This is a genomic window from Cellulomonas sp. P4_D11 (assembly GCF_056401915.1).
The window spans coordinates 14,410-29,203 of record NZ_JBFUIK010000015.1; the positions used below are offsets into that span (position 1 = coordinate 14,410).

Annotated in this window: 15 protein-coding genes; 2 read left to right on the plus strand and 13 right to left on the minus strand. The window is 72.8% G+C overall.

Features of this window, described 5'->3' with window-relative positions; translation table 11 throughout:
* Positions 1-654 (minus strand): DUF2017 domain-containing protein, encoded by a 654-nt coding sequence (locus AC1DT4_RS11145; protein ID WP_477089853.1) that lies wholly within the window; start codon positions 652-654, stop codon positions 1-3.
* Positions 654-947, minus strand: coding sequence for an ATP-dependent Clp protease adapter ClpS (gene clpS, locus AC1DT4_RS11150; RefSeq protein ID WP_477089854.1), 294 nt, complete (start codon positions 945-947; stop codon positions 654-656). The genes AC1DT4_RS11145 and clpS overlap by 1 nt, the downstream gene beginning before the upstream one ends.
* A 73-nt stretch (positions 948-1,020) precedes the next feature.
* On the opposite strand from clpS, the gene AC1DT4_RS11155 reads away from it, so the two are divergent.
* The gene (locus AC1DT4_RS11155) at positions 1,021-2,364 is read left to right on the plus strand and encodes a nicotinate phosphoribosyltransferase (protein WP_477089855.1); all 1,344 of its coding nucleotides are present in this window, start codon (positions 1,021-1,023) and stop codon (positions 2,362-2,364) included.
* A gap of 110 nt (positions 2,365-2,474) precedes the next feature.
* Here the strand turns inward: AC1DT4_RS11155 and AC1DT4_RS11160 are convergent, their stop codons facing one another.
* The 9 genes from AC1DT4_RS11160 to AC1DT4_RS11200 form a co-directional block, all read right to left on the minus strand.
* On the minus strand, positions 2,475-2,630 hold the full coding sequence (locus tag AC1DT4_RS11160; RefSeq protein ID WP_456844566.1) for a hypothetical protein: 156 nt from the start codon (positions 2,628-2,630) through the stop codon (positions 2,475-2,477).
* A gap of 267 nt (positions 2,631-2,897) precedes the next feature.
* Complete coding sequence (locus AC1DT4_RS11165; protein WP_477089856.1) at positions 2,898-4,715, minus strand: DEAD/DEAH box helicase; 1,818 nt, start codon at positions 4,713-4,715, stop codon at positions 2,898-2,900.
* Entirely contained in the window at positions 4,712-5,086 is a 375-nt protein-coding gene (locus AC1DT4_RS11170; protein WP_477089857.1) for a DUF3039 domain-containing protein, read from the minus strand. Before AC1DT4_RS11170 ends, AC1DT4_RS11165 begins: the two co-directional genes overlap by 4 nt.
* Before the next feature lie 71 nt (positions 5,087-5,157).
* Complete coding sequence (nagB, locus tag AC1DT4_RS11175) at positions 5,158-5,940, minus strand: glucosamine-6-phosphate deaminase (protein ID WP_477089858.1); 783 nt, start codon at positions 5,938-5,940, stop codon at positions 5,158-5,160.
* Entirely contained in the window at positions 5,940-6,935 is a 996-nt protein-coding gene (locus AC1DT4_RS11180) for an ROK family protein (protein ID WP_477089859.1), read from the minus strand. The genes nagB and AC1DT4_RS11180 overlap by 1 nt, the downstream gene beginning before the upstream one ends.
* Position 6,936: 1 nt before the next feature.
* Positions 6,937-7,809, minus strand: coding sequence for a carbohydrate ABC transporter permease (locus AC1DT4_RS11185; RefSeq protein WP_477089946.1), 873 nt, complete (start codon positions 7,807-7,809; stop codon positions 6,937-6,939).
* A gap of 47 nt (positions 7,810-7,856) precedes the next feature.
* Positions 7,857-8,798, minus strand: coding sequence for a carbohydrate ABC transporter permease (locus tag AC1DT4_RS11190; RefSeq protein WP_477089860.1), 942 nt, complete (start codon positions 8,796-8,798; stop codon positions 7,857-7,859).
* Positions 8,799-8,990: 192 nt separating this feature from the next.
* Entirely contained in the window at positions 8,991-10,322 is a 1,332-nt protein-coding gene (locus AC1DT4_RS11195; protein WP_477089861.1) for an extracellular solute-binding protein, read from the minus strand.
* Between the two features lie 86 nt (positions 10,323-10,408).
* Positions 10,409-11,584, minus strand: a complete 1,176-nt coding sequence (locus AC1DT4_RS11200; protein ID WP_477089862.1) for an ROK family transcriptional regulator — start codon at positions 11,582-11,584, stop codon at positions 10,409-10,411.
* A gap of 212 nt (positions 11,585-11,796) precedes the next feature.
* Between AC1DT4_RS11200 and AC1DT4_RS11205 the strand changes: the two genes are divergently transcribed.
* A complete protein-coding gene (locus AC1DT4_RS11205; RefSeq protein WP_477089863.1) occupies positions 11,797-12,852 on the plus strand; it encodes an LLM class flavin-dependent oxidoreductase in 1,056 nt (351 codons plus the stop codon).
* On the opposite strand, the gene AC1DT4_RS11210 is transcribed toward AC1DT4_RS11205, so the two are convergent.
* Both AC1DT4_RS11210 and AC1DT4_RS11215 read right to left on the minus strand, forming a co-directional pair.
* A complete protein-coding gene (locus AC1DT4_RS11210; RefSeq protein ID WP_477089864.1) occupies positions 12,853-13,509 on the minus strand; it encodes a response regulator in 657 nt (218 codons plus the stop codon).
* A 91-nt stretch (positions 13,510-13,600) separates the two neighbouring features.
* Positions 13,601-14,743: a sensor histidine kinase gene (locus AC1DT4_RS11215; RefSeq protein WP_477089865.1), complete on the minus strand. Its 1,143-nt coding sequence runs from the start codon at positions 14,741-14,743 to the stop codon at positions 13,601-13,603.
* Between the last annotated feature and the right edge of the window lie 51 nt (positions 14,744-14,794).

The following is a 14,794-nucleotide window of genomic DNA, read 5'->3' on the forward strand; positions in this document are numbered from 1 at the left end:
TCACGGTTCGGCCGGGCGCCCGTGGGCGCGCAGGTCGTGCAGCAGCATCTCGACCAACGACTCCTGCAGCCAGCTCAGCGCGCCGTACACGGCGACCAGGTAGCGCCGGGCCGCCGGGTCCATCTCGACGTCCGTGACGTCGTCCAGCTCCGCCTGCGGCGACACCAGCAGCGAGTCGTACAGCCGCTCGGCCTGCTCGTCGGTCCGGATGTCCAGCCGCTCCGCCAGGACCAGCCGCAGGTCGGTCAGCGAGGCCGCGACGTCCTTCGCGTCCTCGGGGGCGACGACGAACGCGTCCGCCCGCCAGCCCTCGGTAGGCGTCGTCAGCGCGACCCACAACCGGGTCAGCCGGGCGATCTTGTCCGCCCGCAGGTCGTCCTCCGTGAGCCGGCGGAACTCCGCGGCGACGCCCGGGTCGTCGCGGGAGGCGTCGGGCAGCAGGCGGCGCACCGCGGGGTCGGACGGCGGCGTCAGGGGCTCCAGGCTCATCCGCGGAGCACCGTCGCCCGCCGCGACGGTCGTCTCCTCGGGCGCCTCCAGCCGGCCCGCGCCCAGCAGCTCGGCGACGTCCGCGACGAGGGCCGCGATCACCTCGCGCTCGTCGTCGTCCAACCGGGCCGCGTACATCCCCCGGCGACGCCGGAACCCCCGCATCACTGCCCGCTGCGCTGGAGCGTCGCCCAGAGCCCGAACCCGTGCATCGCCTGCACATCGACCTCCATCGCCTCGAGCGATCCCGTCGAGACCACGGCCCGCCCCTGTTCGTGCACCTGCCGCATGAGCCGCTCCGCCTTCTTGCGCGGATGTCCGAAGTAGGACTCGAACACGTACGTCACGTAGCTCATGAGGTTGACCGGGTCGTTCCACACGATCGTCACCCACGGGTCGGCGACCGCGGCCTCCTGAGCCTCCTCGACGGTGGCGTCGGGGAGGGTCTGCACTGGCACGCCGTCCACTGTAGGTGCGGGGCGCCGCGGGCGAGCACCTGCGGCCCCGCACGCCGACCCCTACGTTGAGCCCATGACGGCCCCGCAGGCGCCGAGCGCCGCGCTCCTGACCGACCGCTACGAGCTCACGATGCTGCAGGCCGCGCTGGCCGACGGCACCGCGCACCGCAGGTGCGTCTTCGAGGTGTTCACGCGGCGGCTCCCGCACGGCCGCAGGTACGGCGTGCTGGCCGGCACCGGCCGGGTGCTGGAGTCCCTGGACCGGTTCCGGTTCGGCGCCGCCGAGCTCGACTGGCTCGCGCGGGCCGGCGTCGTCGACGACACCACGCTGGCCTACCTCGAGGGCTACCGGTTCACCGGGTCGATCGTCGGGTACGCCGAGGGCGAGGCCTTCTTCCCGTCGTCGCCGGTCATGGCGGTCGACGGCAGCTTCGCCGAGGCGGTCCTGCTGGAGACCCTCGTCCTCTCGATCCTCAACTACGACTCGGCGGTCGCGTCCGCCGCGTCCCGCATGACCAGCGCCGCCGTGGACCGACCGGTGCTGGAGATGGGCTCCCGCCGCGCGCACGAGGAGGCGGCGGTCGCCGCGGCGCGCGCGGCCGTCGTCGCCGGGTTCGTCGGCACCTCCAACCTCGAGGCCGGGCGGCGCTACGGCCTGCCGACCATCGGCACGGCGGCGCACGCGTTCACGCTGCTGCACGACGACGAGGCGGCGGCCTTCGCGGCGCAGGTCGCGGCCCAGGGGCCGGGCACGACGCTGCTGGTCGACACGTACGACGTGCGGCGCGGCGTCGAGCTGGCGCTCGCGGCGGCGGGGACCGGGCTCGGGGCCGTGCGGCTCGACTCCGGTGACCTCGGCGTGCTCGCGCACGAGGTCCGCGCGCAGCTCGACGCCGCCGGTGCGCGGGCCACCAAGATCACGGTGACGTCCGACCTCGACGAGTACGCGATCGCGGCGCTCGCGGTGGCCCCGGTCGACAGCTACGGCGTCGGCACGTCGGTGGTGACCGGCTCCGGGGCGCCGACGTGCGGGATGGTCTACAAGCTCGTGGCCCGCGAGGGGGCCGACGGGACCCTGGCCCCCGTGGCCAAGGCCGCGCGGGGCAAGGTCAGCGTGGGCGGCCGCAAGGCGGCGGCCCGACGGCTCGGCGCGGACGGCCGCGCGGTCGAGGAGGTGCTGGTGGAGGGCGCCGACGACGCCGTCCGCGGCTGGTCACCGCCCGACGCGTCCCTGCGCGGGCTGCACGTGCCCCTGGTCACCGCCGGTGAGGTCGACCCGCGCTGGGTCGGTCCCGACGCGGTGCGCCGGGCAGCAGAACGGCACCGCGCCTCGCGGGACGAGCTGCCGCGCGGAGCGCGACGGCTGTCTGCCGACGAGGCAGCGGTGCCGACCGTGACGCTGCGGCTCGGGGACTGAGGGGCCCGAGCCGCAGCGTCGGTACTGCGCCTGCGGAGGCCGGGTCGTGCGGCGGGGCGGGGTACCGGGATCACCCGGTGATCAGCACGCCCGCGCCGCACCCGGCCCGGCTAGACCCGCGAGCCGCGCCGACCGACCAGCCCGAGGATCAGGCTGACGACGAGCACGATCACGCCGATCCAGATGAGCCAGTGCCCGATGGTCGTCGCGACGCCGAGGATGACGAGGACGACACCGACAAGGATGAGGATGAGCCAGGTAGGCATGGTTGACCCTTTCGATCTGTGGTCACCGATCCGGCGTCCGGGGGTACCCGGGGCCGTGTGTCACGGGGACAAACCTGGCAGCGGAATCCGCCGTCGGCACGTCGAGGGAAAAGTTGCGCGGGGGAACTGAAATGCTATGTGGTCGCGCGTCCAGGTCTGTGACCTGCGGCTTTACCGCGCTTTGACCGTGTCCACATGCTGAGATGCGCCTTGCGGCCGCCCGGTCGACGGATGTAATCGCGCGATGCTCATCGAGCACGCCGCACGTCAGCGCTTGCCGACGAACCACCCGCGCACCATGGCCACGCGCGCCGTCAGCTGGTCGGGGTCCGCGAGGGCGACCTCGGGGCCGCCGCACCGCCGCCGCAGCTCGCTGTGCACCGACCCGTGCGGCTGCCCGCTCTTGCGCGCCCACGCCCCCACCAGCTGCGACAGCTCCTTGCGCAGCTCGGCCTGCTTGCGGTGGTCCATCTCGGCCAGCTCCTCGGACGCCGGCACCCGCTTGCGACCGCTGATCTGGTCGGCCTGCCGCTGCCGCAGGAGGGCGGAGACCTGGTCGGCGTCGAGCAGCCCGGGCAGCCCCAGGAAGTCGAGCTCCTCCTCGGAGCCCATCTCGGCGCCCGTGCCGAACTCGCCGCCGTCGAAGAGCACGCGGTCGAACGACGCCTGCGCCTCGAGCGCCTCGAACGCGCCCTGCTTGCCGTCGGGGCCGATCTCGTCGGGCCCGTTCCGCTCGCGGTTGGCCTCGGCCAGCGCGTCGTCGTCGAGACCGACGTCGACGCCCTGCTCCTCCAGCGTCTTGGGGCGGTCGAGGGCGTGGTCGCGCTCGAGCTCGAGCGTGTGGGCCAGCGCCAGCAGCTGCGGCACGCTGGGCAGGAACACCGACGCCGTCTCCCCGCGACGGCGAGCGCGCACGAACCGGCCGACGGCCTGCGCGAAGAACAGGGGCGTCGCGGTGCTGGTGGCGTACACGCCGACCGCGAGCCGCGGGACGTCGACCCCCTCGGACACCATGCGGACGGCGACCAGCCACCGGGAGTCGCTCGCGGAGAACGCGTCGATCCGGTCGCTCGCGCCGTCGTCGTCGGAGAGCACGACGGTCGGTGACTTGCCGGTGATGCGCGCGAGGTGTCCCGCGTACGCGCGGGCGTCCGCCTGGTCGGTCGCGATCACCATCGCGCCCGCGTCGGGAACCGCCCGTCGCACCTCGGAGAGCCGGCGGTCGGCAGCCGCGAGCACGCTGGGGATCCACTCGCCGTTCGGGTCGAGCGCGGTCCGCCAGGCCTGGGCGGTGATGTCCTTGGTGAGCGGCTCCCCCAGCCGGGCGCTCATCTCGTCGCCCGCCTTGGTGCGCCACCGCATCGAGCCGCTGTAGGACAGGAAGATCACCGGGCGCACGACGTGGTCGCGCAGGGCGTCCCCGTAGCCGTACGTGTAGTCCGCGACGCTGCGCCGGATCCCGTCGCTCTTGCGGTCGTACCGCACGAACGGGATCGCCGCGGTGTCGGACCGGAACGGCGTGCCCGTGAGCGCCAGCCGGCGCGTGGCGCCCTCGAACGCCTCGCGCACGGCGTCGCCCCACGAGAGGGCGTCACCGCCGTGGTGCACCTCGTCGAGGATCACCAGCGTGGGAGCGGCCGCCGTCCGCGCCGCGTGCAGCGCGGGCTTGCTGGCCACCTGGGCGTACGTCACCGCGACGCCGTCGAACCCGTGGCCGTGGCGCCCCTGGGCGTTGCTGAAGTTGGGGTCGAGCGTGATGCCCACCCGTGCGGCGGCATCGGCCCACTGCCGCTTGAGGTGCTCGGTCGGTGCGACGACCGTCACGCGCCGCACGACCTTCGCCTCGAGCAGCTCGGTGGCGATCCGCAGGGCGAACGTCGTCTTGCCGGCGCCGGGCGTGGCGACCGCGAGGAAGTCACGCGGGTTGGACGTCCGGTAGTGCTCGATCGCCTCGGCCTGCCAGGCGCGCAGCTTGCCCGCGGTCCCCCACGGCGCACGCGCCGGGAACGCCGGCGGCAGCGCGGAGGCCGCCGACGAGGACGCGTGGGTCGAGGGGAGGGACGTCGGGCGCGGGGCCGCCGTCACGCGCCGCCGCTGCCGGGGTTGCGGCCGAAGCCCCACGTGCGGCCGCCGCCGGAGCCCTTGCCGCCCTCGTTCTTGTCGCCGTCCTGCGGCTCCCGGAGACCCTCGTAGATCTCCTTGCAGACCGGGCAGACCGGGAACTTGTTCGGGTCCCGGCCGGGCACCCAGACCTTGCCGCAGAGGGCGATGACCGGCTTGCCGCTCAGCGCGGAGTCGAGGATCTTCTCCTTGCGCACGTAGTGCGCGAAGCGCTCGTGGTCCCCCGGCTCGACCTGCTCGCGCGTCTCCTCGCGCTCGAGCACGCTGGTCGACGTACCCGGGTCGGAGGAGAACGGGTCGTCGGGTCCGGTGCTCGGAGGCAGGGGCTCGCTCATGGCGACGAGTGTACGTCGGGGGTCCGACTCTCCCGGGGTGGGTCCGGGGTGCGGAAGGTCACCGGACGGGCTCAGAGTCCTTGCCAGCCGGGCTTCGCCGCGAACGTCTCGCGGTAGTAGTCGGCGAGCTGCAGGCGGCTCGCCGCAGCGTCGTCGACGAGCACCGTGACGTGCGGATGGTGCTGCATGATCGTCGCCGGCCACATGGCGCTGACCGGACCCTCGACCAGCTGGTGCACGGCCTCGGCCTTGCCCTTGCCGGTCGCCAGGAGCACCAGGTGCCGGGCCGACATGATCGTCGCCAGGCCCTGCGTCAGGCAGTGCTGCGGGACCTTGTCGATGTCCCCGCCGAAGAACCGGGCGTTGTCCTCACGCGTCTGGCGCGTGAGCGTCTTGATCCGCGTGCGCGAGGCCAGCGAGGACCCCGGCTCGTTGAACGCGATGTGCCCGTCCGTCCCGATGCCGAGGATCTGGAGGTCCACGCCGCCGGCCGCGGTGATCGCCTCCTCGTACGCCGCGCACGCGCCGACCAGGTCGTCGGCCAGGCCGTCCGGCCCCTGCACCGCGCCGGGCGCGAAGTCGACGCGCGAGGCGATCTCCTTCTCGATGACGTTGCGGTACCGCTCGGGGTGGTCCGCGGCGAGACCGACGTACTCGTCGAGCATGAACGCGCGGGTCCGGGCGAACGAGAGCCCGTGCTCGACGTGCCGGCGAGCGAGCTCGTCGTAGACGGCGAGCGGGCTCGAGCCCGTGGCCAGGCCCAGGACGGCGTCGGGCTGGGCGCGGACCAGCTGCTCGATCGCGGCGGCCGCGAGCCGGCCCAGCTCGGGGCCGGGCGCGATGACGACCTCCATCAGACGTACTCCCCTCTGCCCAGCAGCGCCGCACCCACGGCGCCGACCGGGACGTCGGCCGGCGCCAGGCTCACGCGCCGCTCGAGCCCCATGGACGCCAGGAACGGCGACGTCTGCGCCTCGCGCTCGAGCTCCGCGGTCACCGCCCGCAGCAGCGGCTGCCCGAGGGCGCTCACGCCACCGCCGATGACGACCAGCTCGACGTCGCAGGTCAGGACGAGGATCCGGACGGCCGAGGCGACCGCCCAGGCGAACTGGTCCCGGGTCTCGATCGCCCGCGGGTCGCCGGCCTCGGCAGCGACGAAGAGCTCCTCCGGCGCGGGCCGACCGTATCGGCTGGGCCACGCGGCGTCGAGGGCGGAGCCGGACGCGTACTGCTCCAGGCAGCCCAGCTGGCCGCACTTGCACGGCAGGCCGCCGGGCACGAGCGTGAGGTGGCCGATCTCCCCCGCGCCGCCCGTCGAGCCCCTGCGCAGGCGTCCCTCGAGCAGGAGCCCGGCCGCGAGGCCCGTGCCGAGAGCGAGGAAGGCGAGGTCGTGCACGACGTCGTCGGTGCCCGCGTGCTGGCCGTCGACCGTGTGCGCGGCGCCCACGACGGCGACCGTGAGGTCGTTCTCGACCCGGACGGGCAGGCCCAGCCGGTCCGCGACGAGGGCGGCGAGCGGCGTGCGGTGCTCGATGCCGAGGTTGACCGCGTGCTCGACCGTGCCGTCCGCGGAGTCCACCACGCCCGGCAGCCCGATCCCGACGCCGACCAGCTCGGCCACCGGCACGTCGGCGCTGGCGGCGAGCTCCTCGACCACGGACACCACGGTGTCGACGACCCCGTCCACCCCGCCGACGGTCGCGGAGCGCAGCTGGTGCCGGACGACGCCGTCAGCGTCCATCAGCACGCCGAGCACCTTGGTGCCGCCGACGTCCAGCCCGACCGACCACGGGCGTGCGTTCCCGTCCGACGCCCGCCCCTGCGGCGTCGGGATCCCCTGCGCGCTCACGTCAGCCCTTCACCGCACCCGCGACGAGCCCGGACGTCATCTTGTTCTGCACGAACAGGAAGAACACGATGACGGGGATCGCGATGAGCGCCGACCCGGCCATGACGACGCCCCAGTCCGTGGCGCGGTTGGACTCGACGAGCCCCTGCAGCCACAGCGGGAGCGTGCGCTGCGTCGGGTCGGTCATGACGACGAGGGCGAGGGTGTACTCGTTCCACGCCTGCAGGAACCCGTACACGCCGGCGGCGACCAGGCCCGGTGCGAGCAGCGGGAACGTGATCCGGAAGAAGGCCGCGGTGCGCGAGAGGCCGTCGACCATCCCGGCCTCCTCGAGCTCGATGGGCACCCCGGCCACGAACCCGCGCAGCATCCAGATGGTGAAGGGCAGGATCGCGGCCGTGTAGACGAGCGCCAGGCCGGCGACCTTGTTGACCAGGTTCCAGCCGTCGAGCATCTGGTACTGCGAGATGAACAGACCCTCGGCGGGGATCATCTGCACGACGAGGATCGTTAGGATGAAGCCCTTGCGGCCCCGGAACCGGAACCGGCTGACGGCCAGCGCGGCGAGGAACGCGAAGATCAGCGCCGCCACCAGGACGATCACGACGACGGCCAGCGAGATGCGCATCGCGGCCCAGAACGTCGGGTCGTCGAGCACGCGGCGGAAGTTCGATAGCGTGCCGCCGAGCGGGAAGAACGTCGGGTCGGGCGTCTGCAGCTTGTTCAGCGGCAGGAACGCGCTGTTGATCATCCAGTAGATGGGGAAGACCCACAGCACGGCGAGCACGACGGCAAGGATGCCGAGGGCGCGACGACCTCCGCGGGACTGCGCCCGCCCGGCCTCGGAGGACTTCGGCGTCTTGCGCAGCGGGATCTCCTGCGGCGTCGCCTGGGGCGCGGGTGCGGGAACGTGGACGGCGCTCACAGCTCGTCCTCCTTCAGCATCTGCCGGATGTAGAACCCGGTGAGGGCGAGCGTGAGCACCAGCATGATCGTGGCGAGCGCGCCGGCCAGCGAGAACTCCTTGGCGTAGGAGTAGATGAGGGTGCCCAGCAGGTTGGTCTCGCGCGTCGGCGCGCCGGCCCGCTGGAGCACGTAGATCTGCGTGAAGACCTTCAGGTCCCAGATGACCTGCAGCAGCAGCACGATGGAGAGCACCGGCCGGATCATCGGCATCGTGATGTTCCAGAACCGCTGCCGCGACGAGGCGCCGTCCAGCTGCGCGGCCTCCATCGTCTCCTCGGGGACCTGCAGCAGGCCCGCGTAGACGGAGAACGCGACGAAGGGCACGGACATCCATACGACGATGACCGTCGCGACGAAGTAGAAGGACAGCGGCTGGATGATCCACGAGTGGCCCGCCATGCTGTCGATCCCGAAGACGTTGCTCAGGACCCAGTTGATGACCCCGTACTGCGAGTCGAACAGCCACTGCCAGACGGTCATCGACGCGAGCACCGGGGTGCCCCAGGCCAGCAGGAGCGAGACCTGCAGCGTGATGCGCGACGCGGTGCCGATCCGCGACATGAGCACGGCGAACGCGATGCCGATGAGCATGGTCACCGCGGCGTTGACCAGGCAGAAGGCGATCGAGCGTCCGATGACGGCCCACACGTAGGGGTCCGTCAGGAGGTCGGTGTAGTTCTGGAGCCCGACCCACTCGGCGGGCTGACCGAACTGCTGGCGCAGGCCGTACTCCTGGAAGGAGATGACGAACTGGCGGATCAGCGGGTAGCCGAGGGCGACGCCCATGAGGACGGCGGCGGGGACGAGCAGGCCGTACACGCCGAGCTTGCGTCGGCGGCGGCGCGGGAAGGCGACGGCGACGTCGTCCTGCTGCAGCGCGGGGGCAGAGGCTGCCATGGGGAACTCCTGTCTGGTGGCACGACCGGGCCGGCCTGCGAGGCAGGCCCGGTCGTGCCCGGATCAGGTGGTCCGCCGATCGAGGACCGGTGGACCGTGATCGTCGAGCGGGGCGATCGGTCGGAGGTCGTCCGGCCGATCAGGTCCCGGCCGGCCGCACCCCGGGTGGGGAGGCGGCCGGCCGGAGCCGGATCAGTTCAGCGCGTCCTCGAGGAGCTTGTCCGTCGCAGCGGCGCTCTCCTTGACGTCCGCACCGGTCGCGAGCTTCTGGAAGAAGTCCTCCAGGATGCGGTCACCCTCGACGTCGGCCCACTTCTCGGCCGCCGGCGTGAGCTTGGCGTTGAGCGCGGCGGCGACGGCAGCCTTGGCGTACACGTCGTCACCCATCGAGTCGGCGAACTCCGTGTTGCCCGGGATCAGGCCGTTCTGGCCGAGCTGGTTCTGGAAGTCGGCCGTGAAGATGATCCGCATCAGGCTCTTGGCCAGCTCCTGGTGCTTGGACTTGGCCGCGACCGCGATGTTCGAGCCACCGGCGAAGCCGTTGGCGTACGAGTCGGCGTCGATGCCCGGCAGCGGGAAGACACCGGTGTGCTCCTCGTTGCAGGCCTGCTGCTCGGCGAGCAGCGCCTTGGCCGCGTCCGACTTGTCGTCGGCCGCGACGCCCTTGTTGCAGGCGGGCAGGTCGATGCTCCACCGCGCCCAGGTCGGGGCGGAGAACATGGCGGCCTGGCCGGCGTTGAACGGGACCCACGGCTCGTTCGAGTCGCTGTCGGCCGGGGCGTGAGTGGCGTTCTGGAACAGGTCCTGGACCTCCTCCAGACCCTTGATCGACTCCGGCGAGGAGAGCGCACCCTTCCAGGTGTCGCCGTCCTTGACCGCGAGGTCACCGCCGTTGGTGTAGATCCAGGCGGCGCCGTTGTACCAGTCCTGGCCGGGCAGCCAGAAGCCGGACTGCGTGTCCGTCTGGAGCTTCTTCGCGACCTCGGTGAACTCGGCGAGCGTGGTGGGGACCTCGACGCCGGCCGCGGCGAACGCGTCCTTGTTGTAGAACACGGCACGCGCACCGGAGTAGTACGGGGCGGCGTAGAACTTGCCGTCCGCGCTACCGGCGTCGACGAAGCCCTGGAGCAGCTTCTCGCCACCGAGCTCGTCGTACATGTCCGAGATGTCGGAGAACGCACCCGCGTAGGTGAAGGTCGGCGACTGCGTGTTGCCGATCTCGACCACGTCGGGGGTCTGGTCCTCCGAGGCGAGCGCGGTCTGGAGGCGCGGGACGAGCCCGTTCCAGTCCTGCTCCTCGATGACGAGCTTCGAGCCCGGGTTCTCCGACTCGAAGGTCGTGGTGAGGTACTCGCGGAGCGCGTCCGGGGTGTCCGTGCCGTTGAGCCACAGCTTGATCGTGGCGGGCTCGGGCGTACCGGCGGGCGGCGTCGTGGCGGTGTCGCCGGCGTCGTCGCCGGAGCCACAGGCCGCGAGCGTGAGCGCGGCCGCCACGCCGACGGCCGCGAAACGTAGGATCTTCACGTTGGGGTTCCTCCCGTGAGCGAGACGAGCGCCGGACGGCGTCGCCGGGGGTTTCTTCCGACCTGCAATGGGCCGGCTGGGGGTCGTCACGAGACCCCCAGCTGGCCTGACAGGACCAGGACTGCCGCACCAGCGAGAGCCCCGTCCTCGTCGAGGGATCCCATCCGCATGGCGAGCCCGTGCCCGATGACGGGCATGGTCCGTGCGCGGACGGTGGCGAGCGCCGAGTCGCGCAGAGGTCCGTCCAGCAGCTCCGGCGGGCCGGAGAGCAGGACCTCGGCGAGGTCGAGCGCACTGACGACGGGTGCCAGGGCGATGCCCAGCAGCCGTCCGACCGACGCCAGCGCGGCGTCGGAGTCTTCGGGGGACAGACCGGCGGTCCGGCGGCGCAGGGCCGGGACGCTCAGCACGGTCTCGAGGCAGCCGGAGCGGCCGCACGCGCAGTCCAGCGGGGGCTCGTCGCGCACGTCGCCGTCGACGACCGTGACGTGACCGATCTCCCCGGCGGCGTGGTGGCGGCCGAGCACGAGCGCGCCGTCGACGACGATGCCGGCACCGACACCCTCCCCGATCGTCACGACCATGCAGCCGGAGCCCGCCGCGGAGCCGTACGTGAACTCGCCCAGCGCGCGCGTGTTGGCGTCGTTGGCCACGTGCACCGGGACGCCGAGGCTCTCGGTCAGGCGCGCGGCGAGCGGCAGGTCGTACCAGCCCCGGTTGGGCGCCTGGACGACGGTGCCGGCGAGGTCGATGACGCCGGGCGACGCGATCCCGACGCCGATCACCGGGCGGGTCGCGGCGGCGAGCAGGTCGCGGCAGAGGTTCTCGAGCAGGTCGGCCGCGGCCTCCCCCGTGCGCCCCTCGAGGGCCACGGAGCGGCGGACGACGACGTCGCCGACGAGCGTGAGGACCGCACCGAGCAGGCGGGCGTCGTCGGTGAGGTCGACGGCGACGATCTGGAACGCCTCGGTCCGCATCCCGACAAGCGTGGCGGGCTTGCCGACCTTGCCCTCGACGCGGACGCCGAGCTCCTCGACGAGGCCCTCGGAGATCAGCTCCGCGACCAGACCGGAGACGGTGACGCGCGTCAGGCCGGTGCTCCGCGCGATGTCGGCGCGGGACGCGTGGCCGATGTGGAACAGGTGGGCGAGGACCAGCGAGCGGTTGTGCGCACGTGCGTGCTCGGGCAGCACCTTGCCGGTCGGGCGCAGGGCCCGACCGACTCCGCGTGCTGCCGCGAGGGGCTGCGTGGTCGCTGTCACGTTTGTTAGTAGACCTTCCTTACAAATCGAAGTCAACTCACTTCTGTGACTGTGACCACATCGTGACCGGACGTTCACTCGACCGACTCATGGGATGACACGGTCGTAACGATTCAGGTCCGGCCGGTGGGAACGCGCCCACGCTCGCCACCTGCGGCGACGCTGCGACCTGCGAGAACGCCGGGAACAGGGCGCTGGTTCGATGCGTTCGCATGGTCATGGAACTCGGCCTGTACACGTTCGGCGACGTCCACCCCGACCCCGTCACGGGCGTCCAGGTCTCACCCGGTCAGCGGATCCGCGACGTGCTGGAACGCGTCCGCCTGGCCGAGGAGGTCGGCCTCGACTACGTCGGGCTCGGGGAGCACCACCGGCCCGACTACGCGATCTCGTCGCCGTCGACGGTGATCGCGGCGGCGCTCGCGCAGACCTCGCGGCTCACCGTCGGCAGTGCCGTCACGGTCCTGTCGACCGAGGACCCCGTCCGCGTCTTCCAGCAGTTCGCGACGATGGACCTGCTCTCCGAGGGCCGCGTCGAGCTGCTGGCCGGGCGCGGCTCGTTCATCGAGTCGTATCCGCTGTTCGGTGCGTCGCTGGACGACTACGACGAGCTCTACGACGAGAAGATCCAGCTGCTCCTGCGGCTCGACCAGGCGGAGCGCACCACCTGGCAGGGGCGGTTCCGGCCGGCCCTCGACGACGCGCTGGTCCTCCCCCGCCCGTTCGACCACCCCGGGCGCGGCCAGCACCTGCGGATCGCCGTCGCCACCGGCGGCAACCCGCAGTCGTCGGTCCGCGCCGGCGTGCTCGGGCTGCCGATCAGCTACGCGATCATCGGCGGCCAGCCCGCCCAGTTCGCCCCGCTGGTGGAGCTGTACCGGCGCGCCCACGCCGAGTCCGGGCACGACGAGGCGTCGCGGTTCGTGTCGGTGGCCGGCATGGGCTTCTTCGCCGAAGACGGCAAGGGGGCCCGGGACTTCTTCTACCCCTACTGGCTCGAGTCCATGCGCCGGATCTCGTCGGAACGCGGCTTCCCGATGCCCAACCGCATCTCCTACGAGTCCCAGGCCGCGCGCGGCGGCGCGTACTTCGTCGGCGAGCCCGAGGAGGTCGCCGAGCGGATCGTCGCGCTGCACGGCGTGCTGCACCACGACCGGCAGTCGTTCCAGATGGACCTCTCGAGCGTGCCGCAGAAGGAGTCGCTGCGCTCCATCGAGCTGCTGGGCACCCGCATCGCCCCGCTGGTCCGCGCGGCACTCGGCGACTAGCTAGCGGCCCATCCGGCCCGTCTCGTACGCCCACATCGCGAGCTCCACGCGGTTCCGCGCGCCGAGCTTGTCCATGAGGCTGCCGAGGTGGGTCTTCACCGTCCCCAGGCTGATGTGGAGCTCGTCGGCGATCTCGGAGTTGGTCCTCCCCCGCGCCACCGTGACCAGCACCTCCTCCTCGCGGCCGGTCAGCGGGGCGATGGGCTGGGCCGGCGGACCGTCGTCGCCCCCGGCCGCGAACGCGGCGAGCAGGCGGACCGTGACGTTGGGGGCGATGAGCGCGTCGCCGGCGGCGGCCGCGTGGACCGCCTGGACCAGCAGCTCGGGACCGGCGTCCTTCAGCAGGAACCCGCGGGCACCCGCCTTGAGGGCGCCGTGCACGTACTCGTCGAGGTCGAACGTGGTGATCACCACGACCGCCATCGGGTCGGCGACGTCCGGGCCGGCCAGCCGCCGGGTCGCCTCGATGCCGTCCATCTCGGGCATCCGGATGTCGAACAGGCACACGTCCGGGCGCAGCTCGCGGGCCCGGGCCACCGCCTGGCGGCCGTCGGCCACCTGCGCGACGACCTCGATCCCGGGCTGCGCGGCGAGGATCATCGACAGGCCCGTCCGGACGATCTCCTGGTCGTCCGCCACCAGCACACGGATCGTCATCGGCACACCCTCGCACTCGGTCCGGCGGCTGTCGGCGTCGTCGGCACGCCGTCGTGTTCCGCCCGCCGACGACCATCTCGGACCACGACCGTCACCGGACCGCTCCCGCCTTCGGCAGCACGGCCGCGACCGTCCAGCCTCGCTCCGCGCCCGGACCCGCGTCGAGGGTGCCTCCCAGCAGCGCGGCGCGCTCGGTCATCCCGACCAGCCCGTAGCCCGTGCCGCTGCGCGAGTGGACCTCGCCGTCGTCGACCACCGTCAACCGCACGCACTCGTCGTCCCCCGCGACGCGGACGTCGATCCGCGAGGCGTGCCTCGCGTGCCGCAGCGCGTTGGTGATCGACTCCTGCGCCAGTCGGTAGACCGCCACGCCGACCGCGGGCCGCAGGTCGTCCAGGTCGCCCGACAGCTGCAGGTCGACGCGGGGCGGTCCGTCGATGGCCCGCGCGAGCCGCTCGATGTCCGCCACGCCCTGCTGCGGCGCCAGGTCGGGGGCATCACCGCCGCGCAGGGCGCCGACCATGAGCCGCATCTCCGTGAGCGCGCGGGAGGCCTCGGTCTCGATGAGCCGCAACGCGTCGACGGCAGCTTCGGGGTTCGTCGCCGCCACCACGCGGCCCGCCTGGGCCCGGACCGCGATCGCGGAGACGTGGTGCGCCACCGTGTCGTGCAGCTCTCGGGCGAGCTGCTCGCGCTCGCGGACACGGACGAGGTCGCGCTCGCGCATCCGCGAGCTGGCGCCGTACCGGACCCAGGCGCCGATCGCCGCCGGCGACATGACGAAGACGACCTCGAGCACGGCGTCGCCGATGCCGGTCCAGTGGCCCGCGATCCCGAGCGCCGCCGACGTCGCCACGACCGCGAGCCCGAGGACGATCTCCCGTCCGCTCCCCCACCGGCAGAGCGCGTACGGCAGCACGAGCACGACCGCCGTCGTGTAGAGCCCCCACTGCCCCGCGCCCGAGGCGAGCGCGATCGCGTCGACGAGCGCCTGCCCCCCGAAGACCGCCACGACCGCGGCGAGCGGGTGCGTGCGCCGCCACAGCAGCGCGAGCACGACGACGACGGCCACGACCAGCGCGACCGGGCGCCACGTCACGTCGGGACGGAGCAGCCCCTCGAGCACGGCGGTCGGCAGGAGGAGCCCGACCAGCACCCAGTCCCGCCAGACCCGCGCCGGCGCGCCCGGCGGTCGGGAGGCCGCCCACAGGGGGCGGAGGGCGTCGGGGATCACGCGTTGCAGCCTAGGCACGCGGTGCGCGCTGCGGGTCGGCCGAACGGTCTA

Bases quoted from the DNA above. Each gene is read 5' to 3' on its own strand.
- AC1DT4_RS11160 (WP_456844566.1), bottom strand. From the start codon at position 2,630: ATGCCTACCTGGCTCATCCTCATCCTTGTCGGTGTCGTCCTCGTCATC.
- AC1DT4_RS11205 (WP_477089863.1), top strand. From the start codon at position 11,797: ATGGTCATGGAACTCGGCCTGTACACGTTCGGCGACGTCCACCCCGAC.
- AC1DT4_RS11210 (WP_477089864.1), bottom strand. From the start codon at position 13,509: ATGACGATCCGTGTGCTGGTGGCGGACGACCAGGAGATCGTCCGGACG.
- AC1DT4_RS11190 (WP_477089860.1), bottom strand. From the start codon at position 8,798: ATGGCAGCCTCTGCCCCCGCGCTGCAGCAGGACGACGTCGCCGTCGCC.
- nagB (WP_477089858.1), bottom strand. From the start codon at position 5,940: ATGGAGGTCGTCATCGCGCCCGGCCCCGAGCTGGGCCGGCTCGCGGCC.
- AC1DT4_RS11155 (WP_477089855.1), top strand. From the start codon at position 1,021: ATGACGGCCCCGCAGGCGCCGAGCGCCGCGCTCCTGACCGACCGCTAC.
- AC1DT4_RS11170 (WP_477089857.1), bottom strand. From the start codon at position 5,086: ATGAGCGAGCCCCTGCCTCCGAGCACCGGACCCGACGACCCGTTCTCC.
- AC1DT4_RS11145 (WP_477089853.1), bottom strand. From the start codon at position 654: ATGCGGGGGTTCCGGCGTCGCCGGGGGATGTACGCGGCCCGGTTGGAC.